This window comes from Methylophaga sp. UBA3603 (assembly GCF_002375335.1).
Classification (GTDB): domain Bacteria; phylum Pseudomonadota; class Gammaproteobacteria; order Nitrosococcales; family Methylophagaceae; genus Methylophaga.
This window is the reverse complement of the sequence record NZ_DFMC01000010.1, coordinates 676309-684866: the sequence shown is the minus strand read 5'-3', so window position 1 is coordinate 684866 and position 8558 is coordinate 676309. Positions and strand designations below refer to the sequence as shown.

The following is an 8558-nucleotide window of genomic DNA, read 5'->3' as shown; positions in this document are numbered from 1 at the left end:
TAGGTCACTGCCAGGCTTTAATATAAAACAAGCCCGACGCGAAAGCGCCGGGCTTTTTTTATATTCAAAACTTGTGGTGATTTAACTTGAGCATGGCAACACCCCATGTGACATTTTTGTCTGGAACAAAAATGGACGCCGGTAGGCGCCCGCAGGGTGAGATGCAGGGATGCATCTCATCAAAGTAGGTCACTGCCAGGCTTTAATACAAAAAAAGAGCCCATCCAATCGGATGGGCTCTTTTTTTTGTCTTGAAGGTTTGCATTATCCTGCCTGAGCATGTGAACAACCAATGTGGCCGCTAATTACTCCTGCATTAGCGGCATACCGTCCATCCATGGACATAAAAAAAGCCTAGGACAAACCATAATCTTTAGGTATTGCCCTAGGCGGTGTTAGCTTAATGACGTTAATATTTATCTGATTAACAGCATGTCTCACTTACTTAGTAATGGAATGGTTAGCCAGTGAAATATTAGTTACTCACCAAAGGGTGATGTCACATCTTGAGGTACACTAATCGCAAAAATCTTGCGTACTGTTTGTTCCGTCTTCCAAGTACCTTTAAATCCCGCCTTTACCAGAAAACTATCACCGGCTTTATAGGTTACAGACTCGCCATCATCATCCTTCAATGTGGCCTTGCCTTCGAACATGTGAACCATTTCATCAGCATTATAGGTTACCCGATAGGTACCGGGCGTTGCTTCCCAAAAACCCGTCAATAACTTACCGTCTTCTGAGACATGTTCAAGCCAGGTCGTCATCGTTGGCGCTCCTTCAAATGGGACCCAACCCTCAAGGTCTGAAGTGATAGGTGCAACGCTGGGCGCTGAGAAGTTTCCAAAAGTGATCGTTTTCATGTCCGTACTCCAAGCATTTAAGCAAAAGATTTAAGTTTCGCAATAAAGTACTGTCAGTTTAAATCCATATTAAGTGGTAATCATAAATGGTAATAGACAATCGCCAGGATGATTATAAAGTTCCTTCAGGTTTCAATATAAGCTGGGTAAAAGCCGTTCTAAGTTTATACAGACTGATAGTTATCTGTTTCAAAACGAGGTGTGCATAAGGCGAGAAACACAAGATCTTCGTTGCAGATATTAGTAATTCTTTGACGGGTACAAGCCGGGATGATCACCACATCTCCCATTTGAACATTTTGTGGGGCCATATCACCGATCTCTACAACACCCTTACCTTCAAGAATTACATAGCGTTCAGTTGTTTCCTTTAACTGATGCCACTGGGTGGTAACCCCTGGTTCCACTCTGGCACGAGCAATGGAAAGTTCAGAATCTTCCAGGTGGTTGGAAAGTTCATTGATATAACATCCTTCAACAAAAAAGTATTCATTATTAGTCTGAAATCGTTTAATTTGTGGTTTCATAATTGAACTGGAATCCTTTTGGTTAAATAAGTTGTTTGTATAGTAGGAAACTACAAAATAAGAATTTGGCATCCTCTATGCAGAATTTTTCATGTCACCCTTAAAGGAGGTGTTCCATGAAAATGTTCATGCTGCTATTTGTCCTTTCATTTACCGTGCAAGCCAATGACATATCATCCTGGAATCGTCTGATTCTGTCTGGTGGTTCACATATCATGATCGGCTTTGTTCCTCCTGATTTAAAGCAGGCCGAAGTGCTGAATATTTTTATTGAAGGGGATGGTGAACCTGGTGTTGCATTAAGACTAGCGCAGGAGACCGGAGGTAATAGTGTCTATATAGGGCGTCCCTGCCAATATCTCAAAGCTACCCGATTTAATTCCTGTAATCGTGAACTATGGACATCACACCGCTATTCTCAAGCCGTAGTGGATTCGATGGATAAGGCTATTTCTGCATTGAAACAGCAGTATCAATCAAGTCAAATTCGACTTGTAGGCTATTCTGGTGGTGGGGCTATCGCCTCAATTATTGCATCAAAAAGGAGCGATGTTGCACTATTATTGACCGTGGCAGGTAATCTGGATCATAAATGGTGGACTGAGTTTAATGATTCAGCACCACTGTCTGGCTCTTTAAACCCAATTGATTACAGCGCAGCATTAGAGGCTGTACCTCAAGTACATCTGATAGGTGATCATGATTTTGTGGTACCCGGCTCGGTATTAATGTCTTATCTGTCAAAATTTAAAACGCGTGACAAAGTAAAAAGCTATCTGGTGGGAGGAGCGGATCACACTTGCTGTTGGTCAATGGCTGTAGCTGCAGTACTGCCTGAATAAATTCAAATGGCTGACTAGCCTAAGCTGCTCAGCCATTCATCATCTGAACCTTCATTCATTCCTTCGAACAAATAAGTGGATAAGTAGCGTTCTCCAGTATCAGGAAGCATAGCCAGAATAACCGAACCATCGGCTGCATTCTCAGCGACTTTCATTGCTGCTGCAACGGTGCCGCCACAAGATAATCCGCAGAAGATACCTTCTTCACTGGCTAATCGTAATGCCCAGTTTTTGGATTCCTCATCAGTAACTGGATATAGCTCATCGTAAACATCACGGTTTAAAACATCTGGAATAAAATCCGGAGTCCACCCCTGAATCTTATGTGGATGCCAGTCATCCCCAGCCAGCATGGAAGCTGCAGCAGGTTCTGTTGCAACAATTTTGGTATCTGGTCTGGCAAGTTTAATCATTTCCCCGGCGCCGGTTAATGTACCGCCAGTGCCCCAACCCGAGACCCAATAATCGAGTTGTTTACCTGCGAAGTCACGTAGGATTTCAGGGCCGGTAGTATTTCGATGAAAAGCGGGATTGGCAGGATTTTCAAATTGTCGAGCTAGGAACCAGCCATGTTTCTCAGCGAGTTCCTCTGCTTTTTTAACCATGCCAGTGCCTTTTTCAGCTGCCGGAGTAAGAATTACCTTGGCTCCCATAGCTCGCATGATTTTACGACGTTCAACCGAGAAGGTTTCGACCATGGTGGCAACAAAAGGATATCCTTTCGCTGCACAGACCATTGCTAAAGCAATACCTGTATTACCTGAAGTAGCTTCAATAACTGTTTGACCGGGTTTTAATACTCCACGTTTTTCAGCATCATCGATAACTGCAAATGCCAGTCGATCTTTTACAGAAGCCATCGGATTGAAGGCTTCGACCTTAACGTACATTTCGACGTGATTGGGGGCTATGTTGTTTAGACGAACAATAGGGGTATTACCGATTGTGTCGAGTATGCTGTTATAAATCATAAAAACTCAGTCGATTTGATTGGAATAAACCAAGCTTACACTAAATTGCTTATGCAAAAAAATCCTGCAGCAAAATCAGTCGTGAATAGTTTAAAACTGTCGGATAGCGGTTGTTTAAAAGGAAAGTTATCTATCGGTCAGGAAACACTGTTACTGACATGAATATTTTGTTTTGTAGATTGCTTTGCTGGTTGCTTGCTATCAGGATTGGACGTCAGCTCAAGTGCTTTAAGAATATTCTGTCTGGTAATTGATCCGACTAAACGATTTTCTTTAATCACGGGCAAACACTTGTAGGCAGTTTTTAAAAACTTTTCAGCGACCTCAATGATTGATGCTTCAAAATCTATGGTCTCAACCTGATTATGCATATACTCTTCAACTTTTCCCGCTGATTCGCCCTGATAAGCAGCATTAAGCGCCACTTGCATACAGTCTTTTTCAGACAGAAAACCAATCAAATTACCATGTTGATCGATAACGGGAGCACCGGAGATTTTAAATTCAATCAGCTGATGAATTGCACGTAATACATCCATCTCAGGTGTAAAAGTGATCTTGGTGCCATTCATATGATCTTTGACTTTGAGTGATGCAAGCATGGGCTACTCCCTGACGCTGTTTAGTTTTGTTGTTGTGCCCGCTTACGGGCTTCACACTCTTCTTTTTCCTGAATCGAGCAGGCCCCGCCACAACTTCCCGACAGCCCAACCTGATTCAATCCACCACAACTGCCTTTTATTGCTGAGCGACCAAATATTACCCCGATGGCCATGGCTGTAACAGCCAGTAGAATAATCACAAATGCGGCAAGAAAAGTATTCATCTTAGCCTCCAAAGTCATCAAGCATGATGTTTTCCGGTTCAACACCCAAATCTTCAAGCATTTTGATCACCGCTGCATTCATCATCGGTGGCCCACACATATAATATTCACAATCTTCCGGTGCAGGATGATCTTTCAGGTAATTTTCGTATATGACGTTGTGAATAAAGCCTGTGTAGCCCGTCCAGTTATCTTCTGGCAAAGCATCGGATAAAGCGACATGCCAGGTAAAGTTGTCATTTTCCGCGGCAAGTTCATCAAAATCTTCGGTATAAAACATTTCACGCAAACTGCGAGCACCATACCAGAAGGTCATTTTACGCTTGGATTTCAGGCGGCGTAACTGATCAAAAATATGCGAACGCATTGGTGCCATGCCGGCACCACCACCAATAAATACCATTTCTCTATCCGTATCTTTGGCAAAAAACTCACCAAATGGACCAGAAATAGTCACTTTGTCACCCGGTTTGAGATCAAAAATGTAGGAAGACATGATGCCCGGTGGAACATCATCGGCATTTGGCGGTGGTGAAGCTATCCGCACATTCAGCATTACAATGCCTTTTTCTTCCGGATAGTTAGCCATAGAGTAGGCTCTAACCACATTTTCTTTCACCACTGACTTATAACGCCATAAATCAAATCGATCCCAATCCGGGCGGTATTCATCGGCAATGATGAAGTTTTTATATTCAACGGTATGCGGCGGACATTCAATCTGGATAAAGCCACCGGCTCGGAAATTAACGCTTTCACCCTCAGGTAATTCAAGAATCAGTTCTTTAATAAATGTGGCGACATTATCATTGGAACGAACGGTACATTCCCATTTCTTAACACCGAAAACTTCTTCCGGTACCTGAATCCGCATATTCTGCTTAACGGCAACCTGACAAGATAAGCGATCACCCTCTGCGGCTTCACGTTTAGTGATATGCGATTCTTCAGTGGGGAGAATTGAGCCACCACCTTCAAAAATCTTTACTTTGCACTGTGCACAGGTGCCACCGCCACCACAGGCAGAAGAGACAAAAAGATTCGCATCAGCCAAAGCTCCTAAAAGCTTACCGCCGGCCTTGGTTTTTATGGTTTTTTCATCATTAACGATAATTTCGATATCACCCGTTGCCACTAGCTTGGAGCGGGCGCTGAGAATTACAAATACCAGCACCATGATGATAAGTGTGAACAGAACAATGCCTAAGATGATTTCCATTAGAGTTGAATCCCCGAAAATGCCATGAACCCTAACGCCATCAATCCAGCTGTAATAAATGTAATGCCAAGACCTTGTAAACCATCGGGGACATCGGAATATTTAAGTTTTTCTCTGATGCCTGCAATTGCTGTAATCGCCAGAGCCCAACCAAAGCCACTACCTACACCATACACCGCACTTTCAGCCAGATTGTAATCACGTTCAACCATAAACAGCGTACCACCTAAAATGGCGCAGTTGACCGTAATTAATGGCAAGAAAATACCCAGTGCGTTGTAAAGGGCCGGCACGTATTTATCCATTGCCATTTCAATGATTTGCACCATCGCGGCAATAACACCGATATAGCTTATTAGACCCAAAAAGCTTAAATCCACATCCGGTAGGCCAGCCCAGGACAAGGCACCTTCTTTAAGCAGATATTGATAAATCAGATTGTTGGTCGGCACCGTGATGGCCTGAACCAGGACAACGGCGATACCCAGCCCCAAAGCAGTTTCGATTTTTTTAGAAACCGCGAGAAAGGTACACATGCCCAAAAAGAAAGCGAGCGCCAGATTTTCAACAAAAATTGAGCGAATAAACAGACTGAGGTAATGCTCCATTTACAAGACCTCCGTACGGTGTACTTGGTGAATCTGATAATCTGGTGCCTCAACTTGCTGTGGTTTCCAGCTTCGGATAGCCCAAATCATCAGACCGATAATAAAAAAAGCACTTGGCGGTAACAGCATCAACCCATTGGGGACATACCAGCCACCTTCATTCGCTACCGGAATAATGGTGTGGCCAAACAGTTTGCCAGCCCCAAATAATTCACGGAAGAACGCTACGACTAATAAGACCATGCTATAACCCAAGCCATTTCCGAGTCCATCCAGAAAGCTCATACCGGGAGAGTTTTTCATAGCATAAGCTTCGGCACGACCCAAAACGATACAGTTGGTGATAATCAGTCCGACGAACACAGATAACTGCTTACTGGCTTCATACGCATAAGCTTTGAGAATCTGGTCAACAATAATTACCAATGAGGCAATGACCGTCATTTGAACAATGATACGGATACTTGAAGGGATGTGATGACGAATTGAACTGATGATGGCTCCGGAGAAAGCTGTAACCGACGTAAGCGCAATACACATGATCAGCGCTGCGGTCATATTGGTGGTTACTGCTAGAGCAGAGCAAATTCCTAAAACCTGTAACGTTATCGGATTATTATCAATAATTGGATCAATAACATTATTTTTTGCTTGGCTTGCCATCAGTTAATCCCCTGTTCGGAACGCATACTTTGCAAATAAGGGCCAAATCCATCTTCACCTAACCAGAATGAAATCATATTGGAAACGCCTTTACTGGTCAGTGTGGCACCAGATAATCCATCGACCTTGTATTCTGCCTGTGGTGAATTGTTATCCACATAACCACGGGCAACCCTGAATTCCACATTGCCGTTTTCGTCATATATTTTTTTGCCTTCCCATTTGGCTAACCAGCGCGGGTTTTCTATTTCACCACCTAAGCCGGGCGTTTCTGCATGTTCGTAAAAACGCAACCCTTGAATAGTATTGAAATCACTACCTAAAGAAAGAAATCCGTACATGGTTGACCATAATCCATAGCCATGAATAGGAATAACCAGTTGTTGGATTTTATCGCCATCCCGAAGAATATAAACTGGGGCATATTTAGCTCGTGAACCAATTCCGGCTACATCCTGCTGATTATCTAGACGTACTCCCAAATCTGGTGAACCAGATGCTTTACGCTGATCATAAGTGGCTGGATCAAGATCTGTTTCAGCGTATTGGCCAGTGGCCAAATCTACTAAACGAACCTCAAATTTTTCAAAAGCTGCTTCCATATCCATACCCGGCTCAAACTGATCGGTAACGGCCAGAATATTTTGTCTGATATCGTTTTTTTGATTCACAATCTGCCGGGACTTCAATGAAACTGCAGCTGTTGAAACCAGAACCGAACAAACCAGACAAAGCACAATGGCAATGAATATAGTCTTTTTAGGATCATCGTTTGGCAGCTGCATCAGCTGGCCTAAAAAACCTTTTTTCTGCGTAATTTCTGCCATGATTAGCTTCGCTGTAGTCTTCGTTTAATGTTGGACTGAACGACAAAATAGTCGATTAGTGGGGCAAATATATTGGCGAACAGAATGGCTAACATAATACCCTCTGGGAAGGCAGGATTGACGACCCGTATCAGTACCGTCATAAAACCAATCAAAATACCGTAAATCCAGCGTCCCTTATTGGTCATGGCAGCAGACACCGGATCGGTTGCCATGAAAACCATACCAAATGCAAAGCCACCCAGAGACAAATGCCAGTACCAGGGAAGTCCAAACATTGGATTGGTATCGCTGCCAATCATGTTGAAAAGCCAGCTAGTGGCCACCATGCCGAGGAATACCCCGAAAATGATACGGAAAGAGGCAATGCGTGTATAAAGCAGGAAAGCTGCACCGAGCAAAATAGCCAGGGTAGAGGTTTCACCTAATGAGCCGGGCATATGACCTATGAATGTCTGTGTCCAGGTGTAGCCTGCTTCGGTGACGGATTCCAAACCACCTAATGCTGCCAAAGCGAGGGGGGTCGCTCCTGTATAGCCATCAATAGCCGTCCATACGGCATCCCCTGACATTTGTGCTGGATAGGCAAAATATAGAAATGCACGACCCGTTAATGCCGGATTCAGGAAGTTTTTACCGGTACCACCAAAAACTTCTTTACCAATTACCACACCAAAAATAATACCCAGCGCAACCTGCCAGAGGGGGGTAGAGGGCGGAAGCGTAAGGCTGTAGAGCATTGACGTCACCAGGAAGCCTTCATTTACTTCATGGTTTCTCACTGCAGCAAAAATAACTTCAAATGTACCACCGGCGATTAGGGTGGTCAGATATATCGGTAAAAAGTAGAGCAGGCCATGGAACATGTTAGAGAACAGGCTATTAGGATCATAACCAATACCAAAGCTGGTCAGGATCCAGCCGCGCCAACCTTCAATTGTCGACATGCCCAGTTGCGCCATGGCACTGTTGGCCTGAAAACCGGTATTCCACAACATCAGCATTAAAACAGGAAAAGTCGCTAGTACGACATAACTCATAACCCGTTTAAGATCGATACCATCACGAACATGTGGCGAGCCCCGGGTAACATCGCCAGGGCTATAGATGAATGTATCGATCATTTCATAAACGGCAAAGTACTTCTCGTAAGCTCCGCCTTTTTGGAATGACGGCTCTATCCGGTCTAGGAATCTTCTTAAACGCGCCATG

At 43.8% G+C, this 8558-nt stretch carries 11 protein-coding genes; 1 reads left to right on the top strand and 10 read right to left on the bottom strand.

Going from position 1 to position 8558, the window contains the following annotated elements:
• Nucleotides 1-479: 479 nt before the first annotated feature.
• Together B4F66_RS14170 and B4F66_RS14165 are read right to left on the bottom strand one after the other, a co-directional pair.
• The gene (locus B4F66_RS14170) at nt 480-767 is read right to left on the bottom strand and encodes a cupin domain-containing protein (protein ID WP_292356709.1); all 288 of its coding nucleotides are present in this window, start codon (nt 765-767) and stop codon (nt 480-482) included.
• A gap of 260 nt (nt 768-1027) precedes the next feature.
• Nucleotides 1028-1390: a cupin domain-containing protein gene (locus B4F66_RS14165; RefSeq protein WP_292356707.1), complete on the bottom strand. Its 363-nt coding sequence runs from the start codon at nt 1388-1390 to the stop codon at nt 1028-1030.
• 116 nt (nt 1391-1506) lie between these two features.
• Between B4F66_RS14165 and B4F66_RS14160 the strand changes: the two genes are divergently transcribed.
• Entirely contained in the window at nt 1507-2232 is a 726-nt protein-coding gene (locus B4F66_RS14160) for a lipase family protein (RefSeq protein ID WP_292356705.1), read from the top strand.
• Between the two features lie 14 nt (nt 2233-2246).
• Here the strand turns inward: B4F66_RS14160 and cysK are convergent, their stop codons facing one another.
• The 8 genes from cysK to B4F66_RS14120 form a co-directional block, all read right to left on the bottom strand.
• Nucleotides 2247-3203, bottom strand: coding sequence for a cysteine synthase A (gene cysK, locus B4F66_RS14155; RefSeq protein WP_292356704.1), 957 nt, complete (start codon nt 3201-3203; stop codon nt 2247-2249).
• 137 nt (nt 3204-3340) lie between these two features.
• The gene (locus tag B4F66_RS14150; protein WP_292356702.1) at nt 3341-3805 is read right to left on the bottom strand and encodes a CBS domain-containing protein; all 465 of its coding nucleotides are present in this window, start codon (nt 3803-3805) and stop codon (nt 3341-3343) included.
• A 20-nt stretch (nt 3806-3825) separates the two neighbouring features.
• Nucleotides 3826-4029 (bottom strand): (Na+)-NQR maturation NqrM, encoded by a 204-nt coding sequence (gene nqrM / locus B4F66_RS14145; protein WP_292356700.1) that lies wholly within the window; start codon nt 4027-4029, stop codon nt 3826-3828.
• 1 nt (nt 4030) lies between these two features.
• Complete coding sequence (nqrF, locus tag B4F66_RS14140; protein ID WP_292356698.1) at nt 4031-5248, bottom strand: NADH:ubiquinone reductase (Na(+)-transporting) subunit F; 1218 nt, start codon at nt 5246-5248, stop codon at nt 4031-4033.
• Entirely contained in the window at nt 5248-5856 is a 609-nt protein-coding gene (gene nqrE / locus B4F66_RS14135) for an NADH:ubiquinone reductase (Na(+)-transporting) subunit E (protein ID WP_292356696.1), read from the bottom strand. The genes nqrF and nqrE overlap by 1 nt, the downstream gene beginning before the upstream one ends.
• Nucleotides 5857-6519: an NADH:ubiquinone reductase (Na(+)-transporting) subunit D gene (locus B4F66_RS14130; protein ID WP_292356694.1), complete on the bottom strand. Its 663-nt coding sequence runs from the start codon at nt 6517-6519 to the stop codon at nt 5857-5859.
• Complete coding sequence (locus B4F66_RS14125; protein WP_292356691.1) at nt 6519-7346, bottom strand: Na(+)-translocating NADH-quinone reductase subunit C; 828 nt, start codon at nt 7344-7346, stop codon at nt 6519-6521. The genes B4F66_RS14130 and B4F66_RS14125 overlap by 1 nt, the downstream gene beginning before the upstream one ends.
• Before the next feature lie 2 nt (nt 7347-7348).
• Complete coding sequence (locus B4F66_RS14120; RefSeq protein WP_292356690.1) at nt 7349-8557, bottom strand: NADH:ubiquinone reductase (Na(+)-transporting) subunit B; 1209 nt, start codon at nt 8555-8557, stop codon at nt 7349-7351.
• Nucleotide 8558: the final 1 nt, after the last annotated feature.

Coding starts and splice junctions, on each gene's coding strand:
- B4F66_RS14170 (WP_292356709.1), bottom strand. CDS start 767: ATGACGACCTGGCTTGAACATGTCTCAGAAGACGGTAAGTTATTGACG.
- B4F66_RS14165 (WP_292356707.1), bottom strand. CDS start 1,390: ATGAAACCACAAATTAAACGATTTCAGACTAATAATGAATACTTTTTT.
- B4F66_RS14160 (WP_292356705.1), top strand. CDS start 1,507: ATGAAAATGTTCATGCTGCTATTTGTCCTTTCATTTACCGTGCAAGCC.
- cysK (WP_292356704.1), bottom strand. CDS start 3,203: ATGATTTATAACAGCATACTCGACACAATCGGTAATACCCCTATTGTT.
- B4F66_RS14150 (WP_292356702.1), bottom strand. CDS start 3,805: ATGCTTGCATCACTCAAAGTCAAAGATCATATGAATGGCACCAAGATC.
- nqrM (WP_292356700.1), bottom strand. CDS start 4,029: ATGAATACTTTTCTTGCCGCATTTGTGATTATTCTACTGGCTGTTACA.
- nqrF (WP_292356698.1), bottom strand. CDS start 5,248: ATGGAAATCATCTTAGGCATTGTTCTGTTCACACTTATCATCATGGTG.
- nqrE (WP_292356696.1), bottom strand. CDS start 5,856: ATGGAGCATTACCTCAGTCTGTTTATTCGCTCAATTTTTGTTGAAAAT.
- B4F66_RS14130 (WP_292356694.1), bottom strand. CDS start 6,519: ATGGCAAGCCAAGCAAAAAATAATGTTATTGATCCAATTATTGATAAT.
- B4F66_RS14125 (WP_292356691.1), bottom strand. CDS start 7,346: ATGGCAGAAATTACGCAGAAAAAAGGTTTTTTAGGCCAGCTGATGCAG.
- B4F66_RS14120 (WP_292356690.1), bottom strand. CDS start 8,557: ATGGCGCGTTTAAGAAGATTCCTAGACCGGATAGAGCCGTCATTCCAA.